Annotated in this window: 24 protein-coding genes, 1 tRNA gene and 1 pseudogene; 7 read left to right on the top strand and 19 right to left on the bottom strand. The window is 65.7% G+C overall.

Annotated elements, in window-relative coordinates; all coding sequences use genetic code 11:
* Positions 1-177 precede the first annotated feature (177 nt).
* The 5 genes from GJ668_RS12395 to rpsU form a co-directional block, all read right to left on the bottom strand.
* Positions 178-253 (bottom strand) — tRNA-Ile (locus GJ668_RS12395).
* A gap of 46 nt (positions 254-299) precedes the next feature.
* Entirely contained in the window at positions 300-2,180 is a 1,881-nt protein-coding gene (rpoD, locus tag GJ668_RS12390; RefSeq protein ID WP_155450463.1) for an RNA polymerase sigma factor RpoD, read from the bottom strand.
* A 199-nt stretch (positions 2,181-2,379) separates the two neighbouring features.
* Complete coding sequence (gene dnaG / locus GJ668_RS12385; RefSeq protein WP_155450462.1) at positions 2,380-4,131, bottom strand: DNA primase; 1,752 nt, start codon at positions 4,129-4,131, stop codon at positions 2,380-2,382.
* 22 nt (positions 4,132-4,153) lie between these two features.
* Complete coding sequence (locus tag GJ668_RS12380) at positions 4,154-4,597, bottom strand: GatB/YqeY domain-containing protein (protein WP_155450461.1); 444 nt, start codon at positions 4,595-4,597, stop codon at positions 4,154-4,156.
* 99 nt (positions 4,598-4,696) lie between these two features.
* A complete protein-coding gene (rpsU, locus tag GJ668_RS12375; protein WP_005220880.1) occupies positions 4,697-4,912 on the bottom strand; it encodes a 30S ribosomal protein S21 in 216 nt (71 codons plus the stop codon).
* Positions 4,913-5,062: 150 nt separating this feature from the next.
* On the opposite strand from rpsU, the gene tsaD reads away from it, so the two are divergent.
* Positions 5,063-6,088: a tRNA (adenosine(37)-N6)-threonylcarbamoyltransferase complex transferase subunit TsaD gene (gene tsaD / locus GJ668_RS12370; protein ID WP_155450460.1), complete on the top strand. Its 1,026-nt coding sequence runs from the start codon at positions 5,063-5,065 to the stop codon at positions 6,086-6,088.
* On the opposite strand, the gene GJ668_RS12365 is transcribed toward tsaD, so the two are convergent.
* Both GJ668_RS12365 and plsY read right to left on the bottom strand, forming a co-directional pair.
* Positions 6,022-7,242, bottom strand: coding sequence for a sensor histidine kinase (locus GJ668_RS12365; protein ID WP_246194839.1), 1,221 nt, complete (start codon positions 7,240-7,242; stop codon positions 6,022-6,024). The two genes, tsaD and GJ668_RS12365, sit on opposite strands and share 67 nt — an antisense overlap.
* Positions 7,243-7,371: 129 nt before the next feature.
* Positions 7,372-7,974 (bottom strand): glycerol-3-phosphate 1-O-acyltransferase PlsY, encoded by a 603-nt coding sequence (gene plsY / locus GJ668_RS12360; RefSeq protein WP_155450458.1) that lies wholly within the window; start codon positions 7,972-7,974, stop codon positions 7,372-7,374.
* A gap of 46 nt (positions 7,975-8,020) precedes the next feature.
* On the opposite strand from plsY, the gene folB reads away from it, so the two are divergent.
* From folB to GJ668_RS12345, 3 genes are read left to right on the top strand one after another with little or no spacing between them, the layout of a single operon-like run.
* Complete coding sequence (folB, locus tag GJ668_RS12355; protein ID WP_155450457.1) at positions 8,021-8,392, top strand: dihydroneopterin aldolase; 372 nt, start codon at positions 8,021-8,023, stop codon at positions 8,390-8,392.
* Between the two features lie 56 nt (positions 8,393-8,448).
* Complete coding sequence (locus GJ668_RS12350; protein ID WP_186343077.1) at positions 8,449-8,796, top strand: HVO_A0114 family putative DNA-binding protein; 348 nt, start codon at positions 8,449-8,451, stop codon at positions 8,794-8,796.
* A gap of 12 nt (positions 8,797-8,808) precedes the next feature.
* Positions 8,809-9,954: a class I SAM-dependent methyltransferase gene (locus GJ668_RS12345; protein ID WP_155450455.1), complete on the top strand. Its 1,146-nt coding sequence runs from the start codon at positions 8,809-8,811 to the stop codon at positions 9,952-9,954.
* Here GJ668_RS12345 and GJ668_RS20600 read toward each other — a convergent pair.
* The 11 genes and pseudogenes from GJ668_RS20600 to GJ668_RS12290 form a co-directional block, all read right to left on the bottom strand.
* Positions 9,949-10,137: pseudogene (locus tag GJ668_RS20600) on the bottom strand (TRIC cation channel family protein); the annotation flags it as partial. The gene GJ668_RS12345 and the pseudogene GJ668_RS20600 sit on opposite strands and share 6 nt — an antisense overlap.
* Before the next feature lie 104 nt (positions 10,138-10,241).
* Positions 10,242-11,924 carry a complex I subunit 5 family protein gene (locus GJ668_RS12335; RefSeq protein ID WP_155450454.1) on the bottom strand — a complete coding sequence of 561 codons (1,683 nt, stop codon included), beginning with the start codon at positions 11,922-11,924 and terminating at the stop codon, positions 10,242-10,244.
* Entirely contained in the window at positions 11,921-13,654 is a 1,734-nt protein-coding gene (locus GJ668_RS12330; protein WP_186343076.1) for a proton-conducting transporter transmembrane domain-containing protein, read from the bottom strand. Before GJ668_RS12330 ends, GJ668_RS12335 begins: the two co-directional genes overlap by 4 nt.
* Positions 13,651-15,150, bottom strand: a complete 1,500-nt coding sequence (locus GJ668_RS12325) for a complex I subunit 5 family protein (protein WP_155450452.1) — start codon at positions 15,148-15,150, stop codon at positions 13,651-13,653. Before GJ668_RS12325 ends, GJ668_RS12330 begins: the two co-directional genes overlap by 4 nt.
* 4 nt (positions 15,151-15,154) lie before the next feature.
* Entirely contained in the window at positions 15,155-16,591 is a 1,437-nt protein-coding gene (locus tag GJ668_RS12320) for a complex I subunit 5 family protein (protein WP_155450451.1), read from the bottom strand.
* Positions 16,584-16,931, bottom strand: a complete 348-nt coding sequence (locus tag GJ668_RS12315) for an NADH-quinone oxidoreductase subunit K (protein ID WP_155450450.1) — start codon at positions 16,929-16,931, stop codon at positions 16,584-16,586. Before GJ668_RS12315 ends, GJ668_RS12320 begins: the two co-directional genes overlap by 8 nt.
* On the bottom strand, positions 16,928-17,608 hold the full coding sequence (locus tag GJ668_RS12310) for an MnhB domain-containing protein (RefSeq protein ID WP_155450449.1): 681 nt from the start codon (positions 17,606-17,608) through the stop codon (positions 16,928-16,930). Before GJ668_RS12310 ends, GJ668_RS12315 begins: the two co-directional genes overlap by 4 nt.
* The gene (locus GJ668_RS21270; RefSeq protein ID WP_155450448.1) at positions 17,605-17,856 is read right to left on the bottom strand and encodes a hydrogenase subunit MbhD domain-containing protein; all 252 of its coding nucleotides are present in this window, start codon (positions 17,854-17,856) and stop codon (positions 17,605-17,607) included. Before GJ668_RS21270 ends, GJ668_RS12310 begins: the two co-directional genes overlap by 4 nt.
* Entirely contained in the window at positions 17,853-18,158 is a 306-nt protein-coding gene (locus GJ668_RS12300; RefSeq protein ID WP_155450447.1) for a cation:proton antiporter, read from the bottom strand. Before GJ668_RS12300 ends, GJ668_RS21270 begins: the two co-directional genes overlap by 4 nt.
* Positions 18,155-18,421 carry an MrpF/PhaF family protein gene (locus tag GJ668_RS12295; protein WP_155450446.1) on the bottom strand — a complete coding sequence of 89 codons (267 nt, stop codon included), beginning with the start codon at positions 18,419-18,421 and terminating at the stop codon, positions 18,155-18,157. The genes GJ668_RS12300 and GJ668_RS12295 overlap by 4 nt, the downstream gene beginning before the upstream one ends.
* Positions 18,408-18,992 (bottom strand): Na+/H+ antiporter subunit E, encoded by a 585-nt coding sequence (locus tag GJ668_RS12290; RefSeq protein ID WP_155450445.1) that lies wholly within the window; start codon positions 18,990-18,992, stop codon positions 18,408-18,410. Before GJ668_RS12290 ends, GJ668_RS12295 begins: the two co-directional genes overlap by 14 nt.
* Positions 18,993-19,234: 242 nt before the next feature.
* Between GJ668_RS12290 and GJ668_RS12285 the strand changes: the two genes are divergently transcribed.
* From GJ668_RS12285 to GJ668_RS12275, 3 genes are read left to right on the top strand one after another with little or no spacing between them, the layout of a single operon-like run.
* Positions 19,235-20,257: a VWA domain-containing protein gene (locus GJ668_RS12285; protein ID WP_155450444.1), complete on the top strand. Its 1,023-nt coding sequence runs from the start codon at positions 19,235-19,237 to the stop codon at positions 20,255-20,257.
* 8 nt (positions 20,258-20,265) lie between these two features.
* Complete coding sequence (locus GJ668_RS12280; RefSeq protein ID WP_155450443.1) at positions 20,266-22,245, top strand: VWA domain-containing protein; 1,980 nt, start codon at positions 20,266-20,268, stop codon at positions 22,243-22,245.
* Positions 22,242-24,098 carry a BatD family protein gene (locus tag GJ668_RS12275; protein ID WP_186343075.1) on the top strand — a complete coding sequence of 619 codons (1,857 nt, stop codon included), beginning with the start codon at positions 22,242-22,244 and terminating at the stop codon, positions 24,096-24,098. The genes GJ668_RS12280 and GJ668_RS12275 overlap by 4 nt, the downstream gene beginning before the upstream one ends.
* On the opposite strand, the gene folK is transcribed toward GJ668_RS12275, so the two are convergent.
* A complete protein-coding gene (gene folK, locus GJ668_RS12270; RefSeq protein ID WP_155450442.1) occupies positions 24,083-24,577 on the bottom strand; it encodes a 2-amino-4-hydroxy-6-hydroxymethyldihydropteridine diphosphokinase in 495 nt (164 codons plus the stop codon). The two genes, GJ668_RS12275 and folK, sit on opposite strands and share 16 nt — an antisense overlap.
* Positions 24,578-24,794 lie beyond the last annotated feature (217 nt).

Below are 24,794 nucleotides of genomic sequence, written 5' to 3'. Positions count from 1 at the left end.
TGCACTATCGAACCCGTGACGGACGATCAAGACGTACCTCGAGCACTGGTACGGCGATGTCCAGGCCAGCATGCAGGAGCGGGTAGGGCGGAGCGGAACGACAGTGGACTTGGGTTGAACGCCCAAGAGCATCAATCAGGTCGCTGAAAAAGCCGTGTGTGTGAGCGAAAAGATGAGTGGTGGGCCGTGTAGGATTCGAACCTACGACCAAGGGATTATGAGTCCCCTGCACTAACCGCTGTGCTAACGGCCCGGAATGCGGTGATGACTGTCGCGCGCCGTCCCTGGCGCTCAATCGATCATTCGTTGTCGAGGAAGCTGCGTAGTCTATCCGATCGCGTCGGATGACGCAGCTTGCGCAGCGCCTTGGCCTCGATCTGGCGGATGCGCTCACGGGTGACATCGAACTGCTTGCCGACTTCTTCGAGCGTATGGTCAGTGTTCATGTCGATGCCGAAACGCATCCGCAGCACCTTGGCCTCGCGCGAGGTGAGGCTGGCGAGCATGTTCTGCGTGGCCTCGCGTAAACCCTCGGCCGTGGCTGAATCGAGCGGTGAGATCACGCCCGAATCCTCGATGAAGTCGCCCAGATGCGAGTCTTCGTCGTCACCGATCGGCGTCTCCATCGAAATCGGCTCCTTGGCGATCTTCAGCACCTTGCGCACCTTGTCCTCGGGCATCTCCATGCGCGCGGCCAGCTCTTCCGGCGTCGCCTCACGACCCATCTCCTGGATCATCTGGCGCGAGATACGGTTGAGCTTGTTGATCGTCTCGATCATGTGCACCGGGATGCGAATGGTGCGTGCCTGATCGGCGATCGAGCGCGTGATCGCCTGCCGAATCCACCAGGTCGCATAGGTCGAAAACTTGTAACCGCGCCGGTATTCGAACTTATCGACCGCCTTCATCAGACCGATGTTGCCCTCCTGGATCAGGTCCAGGAATTGCAGCCCGCGGTTGGTGTATTTCTTGGCGATCGAGATGACCAGACGCAGGTTGGCCTCGACCATTTCCTTCTTGGCGCGCCGGGCCTTGGCCTCGCCGATCGACATCTTGCGATTGACGTCCTTGATCTCGCTGATGGCGAGGATATTCTCGCGTTCGATGTCCTGGAGCTTGCGCTGGGCGCGGCGGATCTCAGGGGCCAGTTCTTCCAGCCTGGCGCTGAGCGGACGACCGTTGCTGAGCAGTTGGTCGAGCCAGTCGGGATTGGTTTCATTGCAGGGGAAGGTCGCGATGAAATCCTTACGCGGCATCCCCGCCTGCTCGACGCATAGCGCCATAATCTGGCGTTCCTGGCCGCGAATACGCTCGATGGTGCCGCGCAGGATCTCGGCCAGTTCCTGGAACACAGGCGCGACGAGCTTGAACTGCAGGAACACTTCGGACACGTCCTGCATCGCGGCGCGCGAGCGCTCGTCGTCACGACCGTAGGCTTCGAGCGCCGCTTTCAGGGTCTGATAACGCTCGCGCAACAGGTTAGCGCGGCGGGCGGCGTCCTCGGGATCCGGGCCGGTGTCGACCTCGACGTCGGAGTCGTCGTCATCGTCGCTATCGATGTCAGCGGCCTCGACCTCCAGCTCAGTCTTGTCGGTCTCCGTTTTATCGGATTCGGTGTCGCTTGCGCTGACGCTCTGCACATTGGCGGCGACTGGATCGTCCTCGGCCTCATCGTCGTTGAAGCCGGAGATGACGTCGGTCAACCGTGTCTCCTCGCGATCGACACGGTCGAAGATCTCGATGAGCTTCTCGATCGAACGCGGATAGACCGACAGGGCGTTGAGCACCTGATTGAGTCCATCCTCGATGCGCTTGGCGATCTGGAGTTCGCCCTCGCGGGTCAGCAGCTCCACTGTGCCCATCTCGCGCATGTACATGCGCACCGGGTCGGTGGTGCGGCCAAACTCGCTGTCGACGGTCGCCAGCGCGGCGGCGGCGGCCTCGGCGGCTTCGTCATCGGAGACGGCACTATCACTCAGGGTATGATCGACGACATCCGGCGCGGTCTCCTGGACCATGATGCCCATGTCGTTGATCATCCTGACGATGTCTTCGATTTGGTCAGTCTCGACGATGCCGGGCGGAAGATGGTCGTTGACCTCGGTGTAGGTCAGATAACCTTGTTCTTTGCCCTTGGCGATCAGTTGCTTCAGTTGAGACTGCTGCTGTTCTTGATCCATGGGGTACCTTGATCTGGATGCGGCCAAAGTCGGCTCAAAAGCGAACCACCTAGTATAGCACGAGAGTCTCTGTTTGAAGAGACTCAGCAATAGGGTCATCGGGTCGGCCTAAGCGGAGCCTTTACTCAAAGCGTCGGGTGGACGACGGTCCGCTTCTTCGTGGCTGACCACACATAGATAGACGATCTCGCTGAAAAAGCTAGTCCAGTTCTCGCATGCTCCAGTCGCGCTGGGCGAGTCTGGCGCGTTCTTCCTCAGTCCATTCGCTCGGACTGCGTTTGTTGAGCGGCTGACGCCACTCGTGCTCACGCACCTCGGTGCTCAGGCGCTCGATGGCGCCCGTCAGCTCGGCTCCGGCACCCTCGGCGTTCATGTCGCGCAGAAAGGGATCGACGCTCAGCCGTTGCAGATAGTCGAAATGGGGATGCTCGCGCCAGCGTTCCAGGAGTCGCGCCTTGGACAGATCGGGCGACTGACTCAGCAGATCGAGCAGTTGCGCCAGAACCTCGATGCCGCGCTGGCTGGAGCGGCGCCAGTCGTCGTTCAGGTCCAGAGCCTGGGGTGCCAGATCGGGGCGATCGAGCAGCAGTGCAATGGCCTGGGCAACCAGGCTCGGGCGCGCGGGCTGGCTGAACCGCGCGGCGCGGCCTCGGCCTGTTTGAGCGCGCGCGGCGGCGGGTCTGGCGGACTGAAGCGGCGTGCCTGTGAAATCCGCCAGACGCTTGACCAGAAGGTCGCGATACACACCCGGCGGCAAGCGATCGATATACGGCTGGAGCTGGCTGGCAAAGCGCGCGCGTCCATCCATGGTGGTGGTGTCCATCGACGCGCTCAGGTGCTCGAAGAGAAAATCTGATAGCGGCTGAGCGCGTTCCAGACGCGATCGGAAGCCCTCGGCCCCCTCGCGGCGCACCAGGGTATCCGGATCATCGCCCTCGGACAGAAACAGGAAACGGATCGCCTGATGCCCGGTCGCCAGGGGCAGGGCAGTCTCCAGTGCCTTCCAGGCCGCCGCGCGTCCGGCGCGGTCGCCGTCGAAGCAGAAGACGATGTCCGGGGCCAGCTTCAGCAGCTGGTTGAGATGCTCGGGCGTGGTCGCCGTGCCGAGCGTGGCCACGGCGTTGCTGATCCCGAACTGGGCGAGGGCGATGACGTCCAGATAGCCCTCGACCACGATCAGGGCGTCGAGCTTGCGGTTGGCCCGTTGTGCCTCATGGAGCCCGTAGAGTTCGCGTCCCTTGTGGAAGATCGGCGTCTCGGGCGAGTTGAGATACTTGGGTTTGCCCTCGCCGAGCAGGCGCCCGCCGAAGCCGATGACCCGCCCGCGCCGGTCGCGGATCGGAAACAGGACGCGGTCGCGGAACTTGTCATAGCGCCGGCCATCCTGCTCGGAGACGAGTCCGACCGTCTGGAGCCGGGCACGCGCGGCGTCGTCGCGACCGAACTGGGTGAGCACGGGATTGCCGCGCGCCGGCGCATAGCCGAGACCGAAGCGTGCGGCGATCTCGCCGGTCAGACCACGGCCTTTCAGATAGGCGATGGCGCGTTGGGCCTCGGGATGATCGCGTAACTGCTGGCGATAGTAGGCGGCAACCTCTTCCAGCAGACGATAGAGCGGACCATGATCCGCCACAGCCTGCGTCGGATCGCCATCGCTCGGAATCTCCAGTCCGGCACGTTCGGCCAGCTCCTCCACCGCTTCGCGGAAGGGGAGATGGTCGTACTCCATCAAAAAGCCGATGGCGGTCCCATGCGCACCGCAGCCGAAGCAGTGATAAAACTGCTTGTCGGGACTGACGCTGAAGGACGGGGTCTTTTCTTCGTGGAAGGGGCAGCGGGATTGGAACTCCCGGCCGGCCTTGCGCAGCTGAAGACGCGAGCCGATGACGTCGACGATATCGGTTCGCACCAGCAGTTGGTCGATGAATTCAGGCGGGATGTGGCCAGCCATGCGTGGCTCGCGCGGGATGGCGTCAGGCTCCGAGGCGCTGCTTGACCAGCGCGCTGACAGCGCCCATATCGGCGCGGCCCTGGATCTGGGGACGCAGCACGTTCATCACCTTGCCCATGTCGCTCATGGCGGCGGCACCGGAGGCGGTGATGGCGTCCTCGACGAGCGCGGCGATCTCGGCTTCGCTGAGCGCGGCAGGCAGGTAGTCCTGAATGACTCCGACCTCGAAGCGCTCGACCTCGGCCAGATCCTCGCGTTTGGCGTTCTCGTACTGGCTGATCGAGTCGCGCCGCTGCTTGACCATCTTGTCGAGCACGGCCAGCGTCTGAGCGTCGTCGAGTTCGATGCGCTCATCGACTTCGCGCTGCTTGATGGCGGCCAGCATCAGCCGGATCACGCCGAGTCGGGTCTTGTCTCCCGCCTTCATGGCGGTCTTCATGTCATCCTGGATACGCGACTTGAGCATACCGATGGTCCAGCACTTTGGTTTCGATCTAGGATCTGGAGAATTCAGGGGATGGCGTGGCCGATGGGGCGCCTCGGCCATTCCCTGGACGCGCTCGGCTCAGTACGGGCGTTCCCAGCGACGGGCTTCGCGTTGGAGCTTCTTCTGATGACGCTTGACGGCGGCGGCCTTCTTGCGCTTACGCTCGGAGGTCGGCTTCTCGTAGAACTCACGGCGACGGACCTCGGCGAGCACTCCTGCTTTTTCGCAGGAACGCTTGAAACGCCGCATGGCGACTTCGAATGGCTCGTTTTCTTTGACGCGAACGCTGGGCATGGATGAATCCCTTGCTGTCTCCGGTTGAATGGATGGGTGGAAGGTAAAAGATCCCGAAGTATAGCGCATGGTCGATTGGCCGCGCAAAGGCTATGATGCGCGTATCTTTCGGATGTTGGGCTTCAAGCGGCTTTTTCGGGGCGTATGACGATGCGAGTGCTGGGGATCGAAACCTCGTGCGACGAGACGGGGATCGCGGTGTATGAAGACGGGCGGGGACTTCTGGCCCAGGCGGTCTATTCTCAGGTCGAGATCCATGCCGAATACGGCGGCGTGGTGCCGGAGCTGGCCTCGCGCGACCATATCCGCAAGACGCTGCCGTTGATCCATCAGGTGCTCGATGAATCCGGACTCACGCGCGCGGACATCGACGGTGTCGCCTACACCGCCGGGCCGGGACTGATCGGCGCGCTCCTGGTCGGCTCGGCCTTCGGGCGCGCCCTGGCCTGGGCCTGGAAGGTGCCGGCGATCGGGGTGCATCACATGGAAGGACATCTGCTGGCGCCGCTGCTCGAAGAGCCGGCGCCCGCGTTCCCCTTCGTGGCACTGCTGGTCTCGGGGGGGCACACTCAGTTGATCGACGTGCTCGGCATCGGGCGCTATCGCCTCCTGGGCGAGTCGCTCGACGATGCGGCGGGCGAAGCCTTTGACAAGACCGCTAAGCTGCTGGGGCTACCCTATCCGGGCGGTCCTGAGCTGGCGCGGCTGGCCGAGCGCGGCGATCCGCAACGCTTCCGCTTCCCGCGCCCCATGACGGACCGTCCGGGGCTGGATTTCAGCTTCAGCGGACTCAAGACCTTTGCGCTCAACACTCTGCGCACTGAGCTGACTGAAGCTGCCGACCCGGAGCAGACCCGCGCCGACATCGCGCGCGCCTTCGAAGAGGCGGTGGTCGATACGCTGGTCATCAAGTGTCGTCGTGCACTGCGCGAGACCGGACGGCAGCGGCTCATCCTGGCTGGCGGCGTGAGCGCCAATCGGCGTCTGCGCGAGCGCATGAACCAGGCCATCGCCGCTGATGGTGGTCAGAGCTATTATCCGCGCCCGGCGCTCTGCACCGATAATGGGGCCATGATTGCTTTCGCCGGCTGTCAGCGCCTGCTGGCCGGTCACACCGAACCGCTGGCGTTCAAGCCGCGTGCGCGCTGGCCGATGGAAGAGTTGGCGCCGCTTTGATCGTCGTCCCAGACAGTGGGCAGTGTGAGATGAAAGACCGCGCCCTCACGCGGTGCCGGTTCAGCCCAGAGTCGTCCGCCATGGTCCTCGGCGATCGCGCGGCTGATGGCCAGTCCCAACCCCAGACCTGAATCATGGCTCGATTCAAAGATGTCGAAGATGGCGGCATGACGTCCGGGCGGCAGACCCGGTCCAGTGTCGCGCACGATGCATTCGAGTTCACCCAGGCATACGATGACCTCGATACGTACCTCGCGCTGCGGGCTGTTGGCCGTATTGATCGCCTGCACCGCGTTGCAGATCAGATTGATCAACACCTGTTCGATCTGCACCGGATCGATCTCGATCTCGGGGAGCCGTTCGGGCACGATCAGCTCCAGCTTCACCTGACGGTCGGTGGCGAACCAGCGCACCAGATCCAGGGCGCGCTTGAGCACCTGATCGACCGGCATTCGTACCCGGTGCATCTTGCGTCCGCGCAGAAAAGCGCGCAGACGCTCCATGATGTCGCCCGCGCGATGGACCTGATCGTCGATACGCTGGATGACCTCGACCAGACGCTCGGGGTTGGCAGCCGGTCCCTCGGCGAGTTGAGCGGCGGCGCTACAGTAAAAACTGGCCGAACTCAGCGGCTGGAGCAGCTCGTGAATGAGTGAGGACGCCAGGACGCCGACGGCATTGAGTCGCGCCACCTGGGCCAGTGCATCGCGCGCATGGCGCGCTTCCTCCTCGGCATGATGGCGCTCGGTGATGTCCAGATAGGTCACGACCGCGCCTTCCTGTTCGTCCTGTAAAGGGAAGGCGCGCATCAGTAGCCAGTACGGGCGTTTTGCCGTGTGACAGGAATACTCGACACTGAAGCACAGGCGGCGTCGCTGGATGACATCCTCGATGCCACGCGCCGCCGTGAGTACGGTTGCGTCCGGATGCTCGCCCGACCAGCGGCAGGCCGCGAGCGTCCTGGGATCGAGATCCTGCCCGGCCTGATCGTCGCGGCCCTGTTCGACTGAGAAGGCGCGCCAGGCCCGGTTGACGGCGATGAGCCGGGCCTCCCGGTCGAGCACGGCAATCTGCGCGGGCAGAGCATCGAGCACCGAGCGATGGAGATGGCTGCTGACCACCGCCGCTCGGCGTTCTTCAGAAGAACCGCTCATCATCAGATCCTCTCGCCCTCAGATGTGTATAGGAAGAATAGCCGGAGCAGGTGATATGTCGCCTGACGCTGCGGGACGCCCCACTTCGACTTCAATGCACGTTTCGTCAAATGACTGAATCCAGGCCGATCAGTCCGAGGAGGTCTTGGCGCTGATCCGGTCCTCGGTGCCGTCGAGCAGGTTGCGGATGTTGCTGCGATGACGCCAGATCAGCAGGCCGGTGATGATGAGCTGCATCCCGATCAGCGCCTTCTCGTCCCAGAACAGCCAGACGAAGACCGGCGCCAGTGCCATCGAGATCAGCCCCGAGAGCGAGGAGATCTTGAGCACTTTGGCGACGAACAGCCACACGGCCGCGACACAGAGTCCGATCGGCCAGTAGAGTCCGAACTGCACGCCGAGTGCCGTGGCCACGCCCTTGCCGCCCTTGAAGCCGAAGAACACCGGGTAGAGATGGCCGACGAAGGCGGCCAGTCCGATCCCCGCGAGCACGGCCGGGCTGGCATCCAGGGCCTGGCCGACGAGCATGGGGATCAGGCCCTTGAGGCTGTCGCCGAGGAGCGTGATGGCGGCGGGCTTTTTGCCGCCGATGCGCATGACGTTGGTGGCGCCCGGATTGTTCGAGCCTTGGGTGCGCGGGTCCGGCAGTCCCATCAGGCGGCAGACGATGATGGCGCTGGAGACCGAGCCGAGCAGATAGGCGGCGATGATGAGCAGTGTAGCTGTGATCATGAGTAGAATCTGAGGTTGGAATCGGACACGAGGCTAAAACTGTATCATGACTGACATCGTCTTCATTCGCGGCCTGCGCCTCGACACCTGCATCGGCATCCACGACTGGGAGAAGCGGACCACGCGCCCGGTGATCCTGGATCTGGAGATGGCGAGCGATGTGGCGCGTGCGGCGGCGAGCGACCGTATCGCCGATGCGCTCGACTATGACGCCGTCACCCGTCGTCTGACCGAGGTGGTCACGAACAACCGGCATGAGCTGGTCGAGACGCTGGCCGAACAGTGCGCGGCGCTTTTGATGCGTGAGTTCGGCATTCCCTGGTTGCGGCTCAGTCTCAACAAGCCGGGCGCGGTGGGGGAGGGGGTCGATGTCGGGGTCGTCATCGAGCGCGGCGTGCGGCCTGGTGCGGACGTTTGATATATGGTGGGTTGCTCGTCTCTCCATTGTCTCTACCCTGCTGTGAGGATCAGACCATGCGCACCCTGATGATCGATGTTTGCGATTTGGAAACGACCAAGGCGCGGATGCTGGCCGCGTTGGAAAGCTCGGAGCCATCGGCGCCTGTCTTGTCGTTTCCGTCCGAGGAACAGCTCTTCACAGTGCTGACGGCACGGCGCTGGACGCTGCTGCGAGCCTTGACCGGAGCGGGTCCGGTTGGTGTGCGTGAGCTGGCGCGGCGCGTCGGACGGGATGTCAAGGGTGTGCACACAGATACTCAGGCGCTCGTCAAGGCCGGCGTGATCGACAAGCTGCCCGACGGCAAGCTCCATTTCCCCTATGACGCGGTGCACCTGGAACTGGAATTCAAGGCCGTTGCATGATGAGACTGCGCCATGACTGACCACGCAACCGATATCAGCCGTCGGCTCGAAGATCGTATCCGCGCCGAGATCCGGGCGCGGGGCAGCGTGCTCCCCTTCGATCGCTTCATGGAGCTGGCGCTCTATGCGCCCGGACTCGGCTACTACGTTGCCGGAGCGCCCAAGTTCGGGCCGGGCGGGGATTTCGTCACCGCGCCCGAACTCTCGCCGCTGTTCGGGCGCTGTCTTGCCGTCCAGTGCGCCGAAGTGCTGGAGCGGCTCGACGGCGGCGAGATCCTGGAATTCGGTGCCGGTAGCGGGGCGCTGGCCGTGCAGATTCTGCTGGAACTAGAAGCACTGGAGCGGCTACCCAAGCGCTATCGGATCCTCGAACCCAGCCCGGATCTCCAGGAACGCCAGCGTGCCGCCATCCAAACCGCCGCGCCGCATCTACTCGCCCGCTGCGACTGGCTGACGACCCTACCCGAGTGTTTCGCTGGAGTCGTGATCGCCAACGAAGTGCTGGATGCCATGCCGGTGCATCGCTTTCGCATCGGCACGGACGGCGAGATCCTGGAGATCGGCGTCACTGAGGCGGATGGTCGACTCGTCGAGGTCGCCGTCCCGCCGATCTCGCCCGGACTGATCGAGACGGTTTCCACACTGCAAGCGGCGGGGTTAGCCGACGCGCCCGGCTACGAGTCCGAGATCAATCTGCGTCTGGCTCCATGGCTCGCGGCACTATCGAGCACGCTGGAGCGCGGTCTGGCCCTCCTGATCGACTACGGCTATCCGCGCGCCGAGTACTATCAGCCCGAGCGTCACATGGGCACGCTACGCTGTCACCATCGTCATCAGGCCCACTCCGACCCCTATGTCCAGCTCGGACTCCAGGACATCACGGCGCATGTCGACTTCACGGCCGTCGCCGAGGCCAGCGTCGCGGCCGGATTCGAGCCGGCCGGTTTCACCACCCAAGCACACTTCTTAATTGGCTGCGGCATCGATCGGTTGATGCAGGCCGTGGCGCCGGAGGCTGCACTCGACCAAGCGCTAGGGGCCAAACAGTTGCTCCTGCCGACAGCCATGGGCGAGCGCTTCAAGGTACTCGGACTCGCCAAGGGCGTCGATGGACCCTGGAGCGGTTTCGCCATGCGCGACCTGAGCGACCGCTTATGAACAAGAGCCAAGACGAATCCATTCGTGCCGAACGGCTCGCAAGCTCGCCGCGATGAGCGAAGCGATCAGATAGGTCTGATCGGCGACCCAGAACACAGGTCGATCGAGCAGCACATCGCGCAGCGAGCCGCCCCCGAGCGCGGCGGCCAGTGCCACGACCACCATGCCGAACAGATCGAAGCGCTTGCGCCCGGCCTACAGGACACCGGTGGCGGCCATCATCGCCACCGCGCCCAGACTGAGGCCATACATCAACTGATCGAGCGGGATCTTCGATAAATCCAGCGTCATCGCGGGATCACCATCAGTCCGATGAGTAGCAGCAGCCCGATCCAGAGCGTACCCGCGACCAGCCAGCGCGCCATCCGACGCTCGACCGAGCTGGCGCGGGTCGCGTGCCACTGCCGGTCGATCCAGTCACGCCGAGGCCCAAGCAGACGCTCACGCCAGACCAGCCAGCGGCAACGCATCCAACGCTGACTCCAGCGCCACAGCGGCGGCAGTGGACGCAGCGCCTCCAGCAGATCACCGGGCGGGATACGGTCGAGCATCCCGTCGAGCGTGCCCGGACGCTGGAGCGCCGCCAGCAGCACCGGCAGCCCGAGCGCCAGGGCGATCGCCAAGCGGTCGAGATTAGTCGTCCAGCCGAGCTTGACCCCGCCGCCGAGCGCCACGACCAGCGGCAGCACCAGGATCACACCGATCAGCAGCCCCCAAGCCGTGCCCGCCAGCCGGTAGCCCGGCTCGGGATGCGGCGCGGTCTGCCACATCAGCCACAGAAAACGCGCCATCAGCAGCGCCGTGACCACGGCCGCCAGCCCCAGCCCAGCGCTGAGCCAGACCCAGTCGAGCGTCTCCAGTACCGGCTTGAGTTCATCCTTAGCAATGGCGCCGCCGGTGAGTGGCACGCCGATCATGACCAGCACCAACAGGCTCAGCCCGGCGAGGATCATTGGCTGGTGCCCGCTCGTGTGACGCAATCCGACCCCGAGGAAGAGTCCACCCTTGGTCAGGGCATGGTGTCCGGCATAGAAGGCGAGCGCCAGCACGCCGACCGGAGCCAGCGCGGGCTCGATCAGCAGCATCCCCAGCGCCAGGGTCATGAAACCCATCTTGGCCACACTCGAATAGGCCAGCACCACCTTGGGGTTGGTCTGGATCAGGCCGATCAGCGGGGCCAGTATCGCCGTGATTAGCCCGGCCAGCACCAGCAGCCACCCCCAGTGCGGCAGTGCCAGCGCGCCAAGCGGCAGGAAACGCAGCCAGCCGAGCAGCGCGGCCTTGATCATGGTTCCGCTCAGGACCGCGCTCGCCGGCACGGGCGCGGCCGGATGCGCCAATGGCAGCCAGACGTGCAGCGGCATCAGGCCGGCCTTGACCGCCAATCCCAGGATCAGCAGCCCGATGGCCAGATCGTCGAGTGCGGCCAGTGCGGAGGCTGAGGGCGCGAGCGAGCCGGTCTGGTGCGCGATCAGCACCAGCGCCATGAAGAGCGTGGTCTCGCCGAGCAGGGTCAGGATCAGATAGACCTTGCCGGCGCGCAGCGATTCACGCTGTCCATCGTGGATGACCAGACCATAGGAGGCCAGCCCCATGAGCGCGAAGCCGGTGTAGAAGCTCGCCAGATCGAGCGCGACGATCAGCCACAGATTGCCCGCCATCGCCAGCAGGAAGAACAGATAGAAGCGTCCAGCGTGCGGACTGTCACGCAGGGCGCGGATGGCGTGGACGGCGGCGACCAGCCACAGCAGGGCGGTGAAGCCGAGAAAGATCCGTCCCGGCGTGTCCAGACCCAGGGTGGCACCGATCAGCAGCCAGGGCAGCTCGATCCGGGTGCCGGCTGGAATCCACAGCGCCGTCGCCAGCGCCGGCAGGGGCGCGAGCGCGACCAGCCAGTGCCGCCGGGGCTGGAGCACCAGCGGCGCGAGTAGCAGGGGCCACAGCCAGCTCAGGATCAGCAGCAGTGTCATGGCGCGACCAGGACCAGTAGCAGGAGGAGCACGGTCACGCCCAGCCACAGCCAGCCGGCGGTGGGCCAGGCGCGCAATGTCCGCTCGGGATCGGGCGGCGGCGAACCGACCCGCTCGCCCAGACTATAGAGATGCGCGCGCGCCGCCTCGACCGTTGCGTTCCAGCGTCCAAACAGCGCGCGCCCGGTCCAGAGCTGAGCGGCCAGGATCGGCTCGATCAGAACCACCAGATCACCCAAGCTACGCCGCCGCACGCGACGCCCCGAACCGGGCGCCCGACGCCAGATGGCGAGCGCCAGCGGTGCGGCGATCAGCCCGGCGATGAGCATGGCTCCGGCATTGGTCGGCCAGGCCGAGGGTTCGCCGAGCACGAATGGGAAGCCCGCGACCAGTCCGAGTAGCAGGATCCAGGCCGCGAGACTCCAGATCGGAAAGGCGGGTTGGGAGCCAACCGGCGCTTGAGTGTCGTTGGAGGTTCGTAGCATGGGCAGAGCGCCGCGATGCCCATCATCAACACCCGGCGCCGGCCAGATCAGCCAAACGAAGCGCGCCATCAGCAACATCGTCGCCACCGTCGCCAGCATCAGCGCCAGATCGAGCCAGATCCAGCCCGGCGAGACCAGCACCGGCTTGGCGACAGACTTGGCCAGCGCGCCGCTGGTCAGAGGCGCACCTGCCAGCGCCAGTGCCAGCAGAATCAGCCCCGCGCGCACCAGCGGCCGTGCCGGATCCAGATCGCGCAATCCCAGCCCCAGAAACAGTCCTGACTTGACCAGCGCATGATGCGCGGCATAGAGCGTCAGCGCCCCAACTCCGATCGGCGTTAGTGTCGGTTCAAGCAACAGCAGCCCCAGCAGCAGCACGAACAGCCCGGCCTTGCTGATGCTCGAATAAGCCAGCACGCGGCGCGGATCGGTCTGCACCAGCCCCACGCCCAGCGCCACCAGCAGACTGACCAGCCCCAGCCATACGAACAGCATCCCCCATTCGGGCAGCGCGACCTGTCCCAGCGGCAGCAGCCGCAGCCAGCCGAGCAGTGCGACCTTGCTCATGGCCCCGCTCAGCACGGCGGCGGCCGGTGCGGGTGCGGCGCCATAGGCCAGCGGCAGCCAGGGATGCAGCGGCATGAGTCCGGCCTTGATACCGAGTCCGAGCAGTAGCAGCGCGATCACCGTCCCATCGGGTGCCGAGGTCGCCGGCAGGCTCCAGGTCACGCCCTGAGTCTGGGCCATCAGTAGCAGCGCCACGAACAGTGCCAGCTCGCCGATCAGGGTCATGGCCAGATAGACGCGGCCCGCCCGCCGGCGCATCAGACCGCCCGGATGCAGGATCAACCCATAGGCCGCCAGTCCCATGATGGCGAAGCCGACATAGAACCCGACCGGCTCGCGCGCCAGGATCAGCCACAGATTGCCGGCGAGCGCGAGCAGGAACAGTAGCCGGAAGCGCCCGGTCCCCGCCGCCGTGCCCAGACGCTCGACGACCGGCACGGCGGCCAGCGACCACACCAGCGTCGTGAACAGCAGAAAGACCCAGGTCGTCTCGTCGAGTCCGAGCGCCGTGCCGAGCAGCAGCCAGGGCAGCTCCAGGGTCGCGTCCGGCGGCAGCAGCGCCAGACTGGCGAGCGCGGGCAGCGGCGCGATCAGTACCAACCAGCGCCACGCCGGATGCACGACGAGCGGCGCAAGCAGCAGCGGCACCAACACCACTGCCAACAGCAGCCCGCTCATCGCCCATACTCCCGTTCGGCGATCAGGGTTGCCCATTCGAGCGGACTGAAAGGCGCCGCCGCCAGCAATCCCGCCACCACCGCCAGCAGCGCTGTCACCACCGGCGGCCAGAGCAGAGCGGGCGCCGTCTCCAGCCGTTTCGAGAGCACAGCCTCCTCCGGCCATTGATCCGGCGGCGGACGGAACCAGGCGCGATAGAGGATCGGCAGGAAATAGGCGGCATTGAGCAGACTGCTGACGAGCAGCACGACGATTACCCAGTAGGCCCCGGCCGTAGCCGCGCCCAGACCCAGGTACCACTTGGTGATGAACCCGGCCACCGGCGGAATACCGATCATGCCGAGTGCTCCGACCGTGAAGGCGAGCGTGGTCCAGGGCATGCGCCGACCGATGCCGTTCATCTCGCTGACCTTGTGCACGCCGAGCGTCTCGGCATAGTTGCCGGCACAGAAAAACAGCGTGATCTTCATGATGCCCTGGTGGACCAGATGCACCAGACCACCGATGGTGGCGATCGGACCGAGCACCGAGGCGCCGAGCGCGATATAGGACACCTGACTGACGGTCGAATAGGCCAGCCGTTTCTTCAGCCCGTCCTGCGACAGCGCCTTGAGCGAGCCATAGATGATGGTGGTAGCCGCCAGCACGCCGAGCACGGTCAGCAGTCCCAAATCATCGGCAAATTCGACACCATAGACGTCGTAGACCAGGCGCACGATGCCAAAGGCGCCGGCCTTGACCACAGCGACGGCGTGCAACAGGGCGCTGACCGGCGCCGGTGCGACCATCGCCTGCGGCAGCCAGCCGTGCAGCGGCACCAGCGCGGCTTTCACACCCAGCCCGGCCAGCAACAGGAAGAAGATCAGGATGAACTGACCGTGCAGCGCCTCGGGCGCCGCCCCGAGCAGACCGCCCTGGGTGAAGGTCAGTTGACCGACCAGGGTCTGGAGCCAGACCGCACCGACAAACAGCAGCACGCCGCCGCTCATGGTATAGGCCAGATAGACCTTAGCGCCGTGATCGGCATCCGGCGTGCCGCGATGAGCGACCAGCGGATAGGTGGCCAGCGTGAGGATCTCGTAGAAGACCACGAAGGTCATCAGATTCCCCGAGAGCGCGATGCCCACGGTCGCCGAGACGCAGAGACTGAAGAAACCGAAGAAGCGGCTGCGGTTGGGCGAGTGCTCCAGATAGCCGATGGCGTAGATGGTCGTGACCAACCACAGCACGGTCGACAGTGCCACGAACAGCACCGAGAGCGCATCGGCGCTCAGCACCAGCTCCAGACCCGGCATCAGCGTCAGCCGGCTCTCGTAGACATGGCCGTGGAACACGCCCCAGATCATCCAGCCGACGAGGATGATCTTCAGCAGCGCGCCGAACAGATTGAGTGCGGTTCGCAGCCGGTAGCTGTCCTCGCCCAGAAAGAAGATGAGCGCGCCCGGCAGGGCGGAACTGAGCACGATGGCCAGTGGTAGATAGGGATCGAGATTCATGCGTTCAGTCTCCCGCTCCGAGCAGGACGGCGATGGGCTGGGCGGCCAGACCGACGCCCAGGGCCGAGAGCGCGGCCAGCAGCAGGGCCGGGATCTCGGTGCGCGGATCGGTCAGAAAGCACTTGGGCGTCGGCTCGCGGTTGAAGGCGCGCGCCAGCACCCGGAACACATAGGCCGCCGCCAGCAGGGTGCCGGCCATCACCACCAGCGCCCACCACCATTGACCCAGGGCAATGGCCTGCCCGACCAGCACCCATTTAGCGAAGAAGGTGCCGCTCGGCGGCAGCCCGATCAGGGCCACGCCCGCCAGACCCAGGGTGAAGGTCGCGGCCGGCAGACTCTGGGCCGCGCCGCCGAGTTCGCGAATGCGATCATGCCCGGTGCTCTTTTGCACCAGCCCGGCGGCGAGAAAGAATCCAGCCTTGGCGAAGCCATGGGTAAGCGCCAGCAGCACCAGCGCCGTAAGCAGACGTTCGCGCTCAGGTCCGTCGGGAGTCGCCGTCAGCAGCGGCAGGAACATGAACAGATAGCCGACCTGGGCCACGGTCGAATAAGCCGCCAGCAGCTTGAGCCGCTCAGCCCGCAGTGCCCGCCAGGAACCCCAGAGCACCGCGCCCGCCCCGAGCAGACCCAGCAGCATCCCGGCCGCTTCGGTGACGATCCCGTCGAACAGATCCAGCCACAGCCGCAACACCAGATAGATCGCCGCCTTGACCACCAGCGCCGAAAGCGCCGCGCTGACTGGTGCTGGTGCGTTAGCATGGGCCGGCGGCAGCCAGAAGTGCAGCGGAAACAGCGCCGCTTTGAGCAACAGCCCGCCGACCATCAGCGCCAGCGCCGACAAGGCCACGGGGCCGGGCGTCAGCGATGCGGCCACCTGCTCCAGATCCAGGGTGCCATAGGCGGTATAGAGCAGTGCCACCCCGAGCAGATAGGTCATGGAACCGAGCAGGCCCACCAGCAGATAGCGCAGATTGGCCTCGGCCGCCTCGCGGGTGCCGGTGAGCGCGCCCAGTGCGGCCGCGGAGAGTCCCAGCAACTCCAGCATCACATAGAGGTTGAACAGATCGGCGGCCAGGAACAACCCGTTGAGCGCACTCCACAGCAGCAGCCACAGCGGCCAGAACTTCCGGCTCGACTCAGCCGTGCCGAAATAGCCGGTGGCATTGATACTGATGGCCAGTGCGACCAGATTGGCCATGGCCACCAGCGCCGCCGCCAGACCATCGGCGCGCAGCGCAATGCCGAGCGGCACGCCCCAGCCGCCGAGATCCGAGTGCAGGCTCGCGCCGCCCCAGACCGTGACGGTCAGCCACAGGGCCACGACGGTGGTCGCCAGCGCGGTGAGCATCCCCAGAGCGCGCGACCAGCCGGGAAGCATGGTGACGAGCAGCGCCCCGAGCAGCGGCAGGGCAACCGCAAGCGCCAATGGATCAAACATGGGTTCCGTCCTCCCGATCATCGACTCCCTGAACCTCGGGCGTCCGTTCACTATCCTCGCGGTCCAGACGTCGACCGAACGCCAATGCCAGCGCCGTGGCGCTGACTGCGACCACGATCCCGGTCAACACCAGGGCGTGCGGGACCGGATCGGGCGGCGCGTCCAGCCCGCGATAGGCGACCGCGACCAGGACATGGAAGACACCGGCGCCCATGATGTTGAGCGCGATCAGCTTGCGCCACAGGGGTTCGTGGCTGATGAAGGACCAGACACCGAGCAGGAAGAACAGCAGCCCCGCACCGCCATACAGCAGCTGGGTGATTAGAATCTCGTGGCTCATGGTTCGGCGGTCCTCGTGGCGCGCGGCTGTCCGCCGAGGAAGGCCGCCGCCAGGGTGGCGCCGATGCTCAGGGTCGCGCCGGTCTCGATGGTCAGGATCAGCGCCTTAGCCAGCGCTGGCGGGTAGGTCAGGAAGCCCAGTCCCAGAAACATGAGCGTCAGCCCGATGAGTACGAACACCAGGGTGCCGAGTGCAGCGAGTACGCGCAGCCAGGACTCGTCCGGCAGACCGGCGTTCGGTCGTCCCGAGAGCGCCAGGGTCACGCCGGCCGCACCGAGCAGGGCACCGGCCTGGAAGGCACCGCCCGGCGCCTGACCGCCGATCCAGAGCAGATAGCCGCCGGCGATGATCAGCATGGGCACCACCCAGCTGACCAGGCTGTTGAGCAGCAGTGCCGCCGGCTGATAAGGCGCGGCCGCCGGGCCGAGCGACCAGATCCCGAGCAGCGCGGCCAGCAGCACCGCCAGTTCCATCAGGGTGTCATAGGCGCGGAAGTTGAGCAGGACCGAGGTCACTGGATTGCTGGCGCCCGACTCGGGCACCCGCGCCAGGGCCAATGCGGCCAGACGCTCACCCTCGTGACCGGTAACGCCGCTCCAGAAGGCCCAGAACAGCACCGCCCCGATCGCTGACAGCAGCAGTGGGATCAGAACGGTTTGCAGCCTCGATGCTTTCATTGTCGTCTCCGGGCGGCGCGTCGGGCCGCGGACAGCATCAGCGCCCCGGCCAGACCCGCGCCGATGGCGGCCTCAGCCAGCGCCAGATCGGGCGCGCGCAGTCGCGCCCAGACCAGGGCCAGCAGCAGCCCGAAGGCGATGAAAAGAATGACCCCGCGCCGGGGTTCGCGGCTGGTGAGCGCGGCGAGCGCCAGCCCCAGCAGGGTAGTCGAGAGCAGGATATCAAAGCCGAGCAGCAGTGGATTCAATGGGCGTCCTCCCCATCAGCGCGTAGGGCGCGCTTGGCGATCAGATGCGCACCGGTGGCGCTGGCCACCAGCACGAACAGCCAGATGAGCACCAGCTTGAGTCCAATCAGGAGTCCAGGCGCCTCCAGCAACAGACCCAGGGTCAGCAGACCCAACCCGACATTGTCGGCCTTGGTCAGGGCATGCAGCCGGCTGAGCCGGTCCGGCAGCCGCATGAGTCCGACCGTGCCGGCAATGAAGAAGAAGGCCCCGGCCAGAATGCAGGCGACCGACAGCCAGGACAGCAGCGTCATGAACGTCATGCGTCCTCCCCATCGCGCCGGCGGGTGAAAGCGACGATGGCGACGGCCGCCAGCAGCGAGAACACCAGCGCCACGTCGATCAGCGCCGGCACCCGGATCACTGGGATCAACACCAGCAGCAGCCCGATCCCCGAGGTGCCGAGCAGTTGCGCCGCCATCAGGCGATCCGATGGCGTCGGGCCGATGGCGACCCGGATCAGACCGATACTCATGGTCGCCAGCAGTAGTAGCGCGACGGCCAGATGAATCTCAGAGAGTGACATGGGGATGTCCTTCACCTTGCGCTGTTTCAGCAAAAATAGGGGTTGTGTGTGTCTGTTCCGGATCGGTTTCGATGGGCGCGAACCGTTCGCCGAAGAGGGCGCCGACCCGCTGTTCCAGGCCCGCGATGTCGGCGTCGAGCGCGCGGCCATCGGCGGCATCGAGCGCGTGGACGGTCAGGATATCACCACGCAGATCGGCGCTCAGCGTGCCCGGTAGCAGACTGAGGGTGTCGAGCAGCACCACCCGGGCCGAGGTGCCGGCGAGCCTGAGCCGATAGTTGTGCACGCCCGGCGCGATGCGCATCCGTGGGCGCATCACTCGCCAGGCCACGTCGAGTCCGCCCTTGAGCGACTGCCAGAGAAAGAAGGGCGCGAAGACCAGGGCCGCGAGCACGCGCGGCGCCGCTCCATCGCGCTGTCTCAGACGCAGACTGGCCCAGGTCGCCGCGATTACGGCCGGCGCGCCGATGATCCAGGAACTGGGATCAGTCCCGGCGATCACCAGCCAGGCGCCGGCAAAGAGCACGAGGCGCCGCAGGATAGCAGCGAGGGTCGATTTGAATCGCGTCATGTCGGTCAGATCTCCAGGCTCTTCGAGCTATTCGTGGACAATCTTTGAAATACGAGGTTCCCGAGTCCTTGCGTCCTGCTGGAGACGCTCATCCTGAGTGGCGACAGCTTCGAGATTCGTTGTTCGCCCAAGCGTTTGAACAGTTTCAATCTGAGTTTTCCTGCGCAATAATTTAATGCGCTGTTTTTGTCTACTTGGCCAAGCCCCCTGACAATCACCGGTTTCGTCCAATCCCATCACCAATGATCACGCTCGCCTGGCCCTGGATATTGTTGGCCCTGCCGCTGCCCTGGCTGGCACGCTGGCTGCCGCCCGCGCGCGATGAGGGCGGCGCGGCCCTGCGTTTTCCGATCCATGTCGGTCTCGGGACCGAAGCCGTCGGGCGTCCGCCCCGGCCTTCCGGGTGGCGCCGCTGGCGCTGGCTGATCGGACTGCTCATCTGGCTGCTGCTGGTGCTGGCGGCAGCGCGACCACAGTGGGTCGGCGAGCCGATCGCGTTGCCGCTGGCCGGACGCGATCTGATGCTGGCCATCGATGTCTCGGGGAGCATGGAGCAGGAGGACTACGAACTCAACGGACGTGCCGTCTCGCGTCTGGCTGTGGTGCGCGCGGTGGCTTCGGCCTTCGTCGAGCGTCGCGCGGGCGACCGGCTTGGACTCATCCTTTTCGGCACCCGCGCCTATCTCCAGACGCCCCTGACCTTCGACGGCGCCACGGTCGCGGCCATGCTGCGCGATTCGGTGGTCGGACTGGCCGGGCGCGAGACGGCGATCGGCGATGCCATTGGGCTGGCCGTCAAGCGTCTGCGCGAGCAACCCGAGGGCCAGCGCGTCCTGATCCTCCTGACCGATGGCGACAATACCGCCGGTGCGCTCGATCCACTGGAAGCCGCTGAACTGGCGGCTCAGGCCGGGGTGCGCATCTACACCATCGGCATCGGCGGCGGCGAGCTGGGTGTGCGCTCGCTGTTCGGAATGCGCCTGCTGCGCCAGGCCAGCGACTTCGACCCGACCACGCTCAAACGTATCGCCGAAATCACGGGCGGACGCTTTTTTGCCGCCGGCAGCCGGCAGGAGCTGGAAGCCGTCTATGCCGAACTGGACCGGCTGGAGCCGAGCGAGCGCGAACAACGCACCTATCGCCCGCGACGCGCCCTTTTCGTCTGGCCTGCCGCGCTGGCGCTGATCCTGTCGATGCTGCTGATCGCCCTCTCTGATGGAACCCTCGACCGTCTTCCAAGGTCCATCACGGACCGCACGACCTGAAAATTGCCATGCTGTTTCTGCGTCCATTCTGGTTCCTGGCTCTGATTCCGCTCGCCTGGCTGCTGTGGCGGCTCTGGCGCCGTCGGGCGAGTGCCGACACCTGGTCGGCGCTCGTCGATCCGCATCTGCTGCCCCATCTGCTGGTCGGTGGAGCAGAACGCACGCACCGCTGGCCGTTCGTCCTGCTCGGGATCGGCTGGCTGATCCTGGTGGTGGCGCTCGCCGGCCCGGTCTGGCGCCAGCTCCCGCAGCCGGTCTTCAGTCTGGACGGCCGCTCCGTGATCCTGCTCGACCTTTCGCCAAGCCTGGACGCCGCCGATGTCTCACCCTCGCGCCTGGCGCGCGCACGCTTCGAGATCCTCGATCTGCTCAAGGCCATGCGCGAAGGGCAGGTCGGTCTGATCGCCTTCGGCCCTGAACCCTTCCTGGTCTCGCCGTTGAGTGCCGATGCCAACACCATCGCCGCTCAGGTGCCGATGCTTGCCACCGATCTCATCCCTGTGCCCGGTGCGCGCCGCACCGATCGCGCGCTGGAGATGGCCGCCGGGATGCTGGAGCGTGCCGGCGGCGGCGCGGGTCATGTCATCCTGATCACGGATGGCGTCGGGGACATGGCCGGATCACTGGAATCGGCACGGCGTCTGGCCGCTGCCGGACATCGGCTCTCGGTGCTGGCGGTCGGCACGCTGGAGGGCGCGCCCGTGCCGCGTCCGGGCGGTGGCTTTGAGCAGGATGCCGCTGGCGCGCTCCAGATCGCCCGCCTGGAACGCAAGCGATTGCGCGAGCTGGCGCGGGCCGGCAACGGACGTTATCTGGAAACCAGCGTGGGCGAGGCCGATACCCAGGCCCTGATCGCGGCCGCGCCCCGACCCGAGACTCCCATCGAGGCGTCGTCACTGGCCGCGGATCAGTGGCGCGAAGAAGGCCCCTGGCTGATCCTGCTCGTGCTGCCGCTGGCGGCGCTGGCCTTCCGGCGCGGCTGGCTGGTTCCGGTGCTGGCCGCCGTGCTGGTGCTGCCGGCCGATCGGGCACTGGCCTTTGACTGGGCCGATCTCTGGTGGCGCGCCGATCAGCAGGGGGCGCACGAACTGGCCGCCGGACGTCCCGACACAGCGGTCGAACATTTCAGCGACCCCGCCTGGCGTGCGGCGGCGAGCTATCGTGCCGGTGAATTCGAGCACGCGCTCGAATCGCTCGAAGGACTCACTGGAGCCACTCCGGATTACAATCGCGGCAATGCGCTCGCGCGTCTGGGGCGGCTTGAAGAGGCGGCGACGGCCTATGAGCGCGTGCTCGAACAGGCGCCCGAGCATGCCGACGCACGCCACAATCTGGAACTGGTGCGTCAGCTTCTGGATCAGAAGCAGGATCAACAGGACCAGACTCAGGACGATAAAGCTGAAGACGACCAGGAGTCTTCATCGAAATCGGAGTCTGAATCGAAGTCCGAGTCCTCAGCGTCGGAGTCCTCAGCGTCGGAGTCCGCATCGTCCGAGGAATCCGAACCGTCCGATGCCTCGGAGCCAGAGGCTTCTGAATCAGACGCCAAAGACGCTGATGCCTCTGAATCAGGCGCGGGGGAGCCAAATGAATCTCAGGGGACGAGCCAGGATCAATCGTCTGAATCTGAATCTGAATCTGAATCTGAATCTGAAGCCGATCCAGATGTGAGTCAGGATGGATCCACACCGAAGCAGGCGCAACAGCCAGGCGCCGAACCGTCGTCGGAAGACATGACTGTCGATGACCAACCGCCCGAGCTGGATTCCGCGTCAACGCAATCGCCGAGTGTCGAGCCAACCGACGCGGACGAGTCGTCAGATGGGCAAAACGCCGTGACTGCGACCCTGGACGAACGCTCCCCCGAGGAACGCGAGCGCGAACAGGCCATGGAAGCCCGCCTGCGTCAGGTTCCGGACGACCCGGCTGGACTGCTGCGCCAGCGTTTTCTCCTGCAACATCTGCGTCGCGAGGGCCAACTGCCGTGAGAACGAAACGCTGTGGACGCGCGATCCTCATCCCGATTCTGTGGCTGACGGTGCTGTCGTCGACCCTGGCCGCTGAGCTGAGCGTCCAGGTGGACCGCCAGCGACTGGAGCAGGGCGAGGTGCTGGAACTGCGGCTCGTCGCTGAGGGCGATCTGGACGCCGAGCCGGATTTTGCGCCTCTGGAGCCGGACTTCGACATCCTGCGCCGTGGTCAGAGTCAGATGACCAGCATCATCAACGGACGCATCTCACACAGTCGTCAGTGGAGTCTGGAACTGGCACCCAAGCGCACCGGACGTCTGACCATTCCCGCCATCCAGGCCGGAAGCGACCGCAGTCAGCCGCTGAGCATCGAGGTGGTCGAACCGGGCGGCGCTAAGGCGCGATCCGGTCAGCCGGGTCAGTCCAGTCCCAAGGCGCTCTTTGTCGAATCCGAGGTCGAAACGACCACGCCCTATGTCCTGCAACCCATCGAATACCGGGTCAAGGTCTATTACCGCCAGCCACCGCAGCGCGCGGTACTCTCCGAACCCGAGGTCGAGGGTTCCACGGTACAGCGTCTGGGCGAGGATCGCGCCTATGACGAGACGCGCGAGGGCCAGGTCTATCGCGTCATCGAGCGGCGCTACCGGCTCACGCCACAGCATAGTGGATCGATCAACATCCAGTCGCCGCGGCTGGAAGCCATGCTGGAAGATCCGCGCCAGAGCGCGCGTCAAGACCCCTTCGCCGAGCTGGATCAAGCCTTTGGCGGGCGGCTCTTCCAGGGTTTCCCGACGATGCCGGGCAGCCATCCGGGACGACGCGTGGTCGAGCGCGCGCAAGACATCGAACTCCAGGTGCGTCCACAGCCCGCGACGAGCGCCGGCACCGCCTGGCTGCCCGCGACCTCAGTCCAGCTCGCCGACGAGTGGACACCCAATCCCCCGGTCTTCCAGGTCGGCGAGCCGATCACCCGTACCCTGACCATCACGGCCGAGGGCACGACAGCGGCGCAACTGCCGGATCTGGAGCTGGGCGCGCTCGACGGCGTCCAGGTCTATCCCGACCAGCCGCGTGCTGAGGATCTGACCGACGGCCCGTCTCCAGTGGCGATCAAGACGCTCAAGTTCGCACTCGTCCCGACGCGCCCCGGAACCCTGACACTCCCCGAGATCCGGCTCGACTGGTGGGATACGCGCACGGATCGGGCGCGGGTTGCCGTGATCCCGGCGCGCACGGTTCAGATCGCGCCCGCGCCCGGCGGGGCGTCCAGCGCGCCGGTGGCCGGCATCGAGCCGTCCAGGTCAGTGACTGAGTCGACGCCGGAATCCACAGCCGCGTCATCCGCGCGTGAGTCCGGGCCTGCTTCGGCGTCTGAAGATGGCGCAGGCTGGGGTCTATGGCCCTGGCTGGCGCTCATGCTTGCCGGCGGCTGGGGTCTGACAATGGTTCTCTGGTTGCGCGAGCGTCGTGGTCGGGCGAAGCGCCGTCCAACCGGTCCAGCGGTTCAGCGCGACCCGTCCGGTGCGCCGCCATCGGCGTCCGCGCCAACACTCGATCCGGCGCGGCGCGCACTCCGCGCGGCCTGTCTCGCCCGAGATCCGCGCGGTGCGCGCGCGGCGCTCATCGACTGGACTCGCGCACGCTGGCCCGATCAGACGCCGGCCGGCCTGGAAGCGCTTGCCGCCCGCTTTGACGATCCCGAACTGCGCCCCGTGCTGCGCGGCATCGACCGTGCTATCTATGCGCCGCCCGGCGAATCCTGGGACGGCGAGGCCGCCTGGAGACGCCTGGAACCGCATCTGGGCAACACCCGCTCGGATGCCCCGGACGCCACGTCACCGATCCCGAACCTCTATCCCGAGACCTGACCGATGATTTGCCGGTAGCGGATCTCGTCCGTCAGCTCGGCGACGGAGCGGCCGTGCTCGGGATGGATGACCTCGGGCGCGATCTCCAGCAAAGGAATCAGCATGAAGTCACGCTGCAGCAGGCCGGGATGTGGCAGGCGCAGTTCCGGCGTGTCGTCGATCCGCTCGCCATGGAGCAGGATGTCCAGATCGAGCGTGCGCGGACCATTGACCTGCTCACGCACGCGCCCAAGCTGGATCTCGATTGCCTGGGTCGCGGCGAGCAGCGCCAGCGGCGTCAGTCGCGTCCAGACTTCCACCACCAGATTGATGAACTCCGCCTGCGCCTCCAGCCCCCAGGGACGGGTGCGGTACCACGACGAGATGGCACCGACTCGAGTCTCCTGAACCCTGCTCAGCGCCTTCAGTCCAAGCGTGATGTGGTGCTCAGGCGCGATGTTCGAGCCGATGGCGATGAAGGCGCGCGTCTCCTGGATCATGCGCTAACACCCAACGTCCGGGTCGCGCCCGATCCTGGCATCCGGCTGAGCCTCGCGATCCGGTTGATCGCCGTCGGGATCGCCCGCATCTGTGTTAGCCGACTCGAACCGATCGGCGGTCGTTTCACAAACAAAACCAACATGCTATACGTAGTTCTACCTGGAAGCGGTTGAGGAGATATTTTGATGGATACGCGCTTTTGCTCTGGACAGGGCC

The sequence above is a fragment of the Allochromatium palmeri genome (assembly GCF_009720725.1).
Lineage (GTDB): Bacteria > Pseudomonadota > Gammaproteobacteria > Chromatiales > Chromatiaceae > Thermochromatium > Thermochromatium palmeri.
This window is presented reverse-complemented; position numbering and strand designations above follow the sequence as displayed.

Bases quoted from the DNA above. Each gene is read 5' to 3' on its own strand.
- folB (WP_155450457.1), top strand. From the start codon at position 8,021: ATGACTGACATCGTCTTCATTCGCGGCCTGCGCCTCGACACCTGCATC.
- tsaD (WP_155450460.1), top strand. From the start codon at position 5,063: ATGCGAGTGCTGGGGATCGAAACCTCGTGCGACGAGACGGGGATCGCG.
- GJ668_RS12315 (WP_155450450.1), bottom strand. From the start codon at position 16,931: ATGAGCCACGAGATTCTAATCACCCAGCTGCTGTATGGCGGTGCGGGG.
- GJ668_RS12285 (WP_155450444.1), top strand. From the start codon at position 19,235: ATGATCACGCTCGCCTGGCCCTGGATATTGTTGGCCCTGCCGCTGCCC.
- rpsU (WP_005220880.1), bottom strand. From the start codon at position 4,912: ATGCCCAGCGTTCGCGTCAAAGAAAACGAGCCATTCGAAGTCGCCATG.
- GJ668_RS12290 (WP_155450445.1), bottom strand. From the start codon at position 18,992: ATGACGCGATTCAAATCGACCCTCGCTGCTATCCTGCGGCGCCTCGTG.
- dnaG (WP_155450462.1), bottom strand. From the start codon at position 4,131: ATGGCTGGCCACATCCCGCCTGAATTCATCGACCAACTGCTGGTGCGA.
- GJ668_RS12325 (WP_155450452.1), bottom strand. From the start codon at position 15,150: ATGAATCTCGATCCCTATCTACCACTGGCCATCGTGCTCAGTTCCGCC.
- GJ668_RS12320 (WP_155450451.1), bottom strand. From the start codon at position 16,591: ATGTTTGATCCATTGGCGCTTGCGGTTGCCCTGCCGCTGCTCGGGGCG.
- GJ668_RS12350 (WP_186343077.1), top strand. From the start codon at position 8,449: ATGCGCACCCTGATGATCGATGTTTGCGATTTGGAAACGACCAAGGCG.
- GJ668_RS12365 (WP_246194839.1), bottom strand. From the start codon at position 7,242: ATGAGCGGTTCTTCTGAAGAACGCCGAGCGGCGGTGGTCAGCAGCCAT.
- GJ668_RS12295 (WP_155450446.1), bottom strand. From the start codon at position 18,421: ATGTCACTCTCTGAGATTCATCTGGCCGTCGCGCTACTACTGCTGGCG.
- GJ668_RS12300 (WP_155450447.1), bottom strand. From the start codon at position 18,158: ATGACGTTCATGACGCTGCTGTCCTGGCTGTCGGTCGCCTGCATTCTG.
- GJ668_RS12310 (WP_155450449.1), bottom strand. From the start codon at position 17,608: ATGAAAGCATCGAGGCTGCAAACCGTTCTGATCCCACTGCTGCTGTCA.
- GJ668_RS12330 (WP_186343076.1), bottom strand. From the start codon at position 13,654: ATGAGCGGGCTGCTGTTGGCAGTGGTGTTGGTGCCGCTGCTGCTTGCG.
- GJ668_RS12335 (WP_155450454.1), bottom strand. From the start codon at position 11,924: ATGACACTGCTGCTGATCCTGAGCTGGCTGTGGCCCCTGCTACTCGCG.
- GJ668_RS12345 (WP_155450455.1), top strand. From the start codon at position 8,809: ATGACTGACCACGCAACCGATATCAGCCGTCGGCTCGAAGATCGTATC.
- GJ668_RS12280 (WP_155450443.1), top strand. From the start codon at position 20,266: ATGCTGTTTCTGCGTCCATTCTGGTTCCTGGCTCTGATTCCGCTCGCC.
- rpoD (WP_155450463.1), bottom strand. From the start codon at position 2,180: ATGGATCAAGAACAGCAGCAGTCTCAACTGAAGCAACTGATCGCCAAG.
- GJ668_RS12380 (WP_155450461.1), bottom strand. From the start codon at position 4,597: ATGCTCAAGTCGCGTATCCAGGATGACATGAAGACCGCCATGAAGGCG.
- folK (WP_155450442.1), bottom strand. From the start codon at position 24,577: ATGATCCAGGAGACGCGCGCCTTCATCGCCATCGGCTCGAACATCGCG.
- plsY (WP_155450458.1), bottom strand. From the start codon at position 7,974: ATGATCACAGCTACACTGCTCATCATCGCCGCCTATCTGCTCGGCTCG.